1 protein-coding gene is annotated in these 701 nt (G+C 42.5%); it reads left to right on the plus strand.

Annotated elements, in window-relative coordinates; translation table 11 throughout:
* On the plus strand, positions 1 to 701 hold a 701-nt coding region (gene ltrA / locus N9I19_RS25000), incomplete at both ends, for a group II intron reverse transcriptase/maturase (RefSeq protein ID WP_317779372.1).

Consider the following 701-nt stretch of genomic DNA (forward strand, 5'->3'; position numbering starts at 1 on the left):
CAGGGTACCTATCAACCGCAACCCGTCCGTCGTATCGAAATCCCGAAACCAAACGGCGGAGTTCGGCTATTGGGTATTCCAACCGTTCTAGACCGTTTCATTCAACAAGCCATTGCCCAAATATTGACCAAGATATATGACTCAACCTTTTCGGAGAATAGCTATGGATTTCGCCCTAACAAACAAGGGCACCAGGCGGTTCGAAAGGCAAAGTCCTATATAACCGAAGGTTATACATGGGTAGTGGATATGGACTTGGAGAAGTTCTTCGATAAAGTGAATCATGACAAGCTCATGGGAATGTTAGAGCGGAAAATTGAAGATAAACGAGTTCTCAAACTGATTCGTAAATTCCTTCAAGCAGGCATTATGATAGGCGGACTTTTTCATAAAAGTGAGGAGGGAACTCCGCAAGGAGGTCCGTTAAGTCCTTTATTATCTAATATCATGTTAGACGATTTAGATAAAGAACTAGAGAAACGCAATCTTCGATTCGTAAGGTATGCGGATGACAGTACTATCTTTGTGAAGACACGAAAAGCCGCCAAACGTGCAATGGGAAATATCTCAAGCTTCATTGAAAATAAACTGAAGCTAAAGGTCAACTACGAGAAGTCGAAGTATGATCGCCCTTGGAACAGAACGTTTCTCGGTTTTAGTTTCACGAAGTCAAAGAAGAACCCGAAGGTTCTACTGGCTAA

It is taken from the genome of Peribacillus sp. CSMR9, from assembly GCF_033141925.1.
Taxonomy (GTDB): Bacteria; Bacillota; Bacilli; order Bacillales; family DSM-1321; genus Peribacillus; species Peribacillus simplex_A.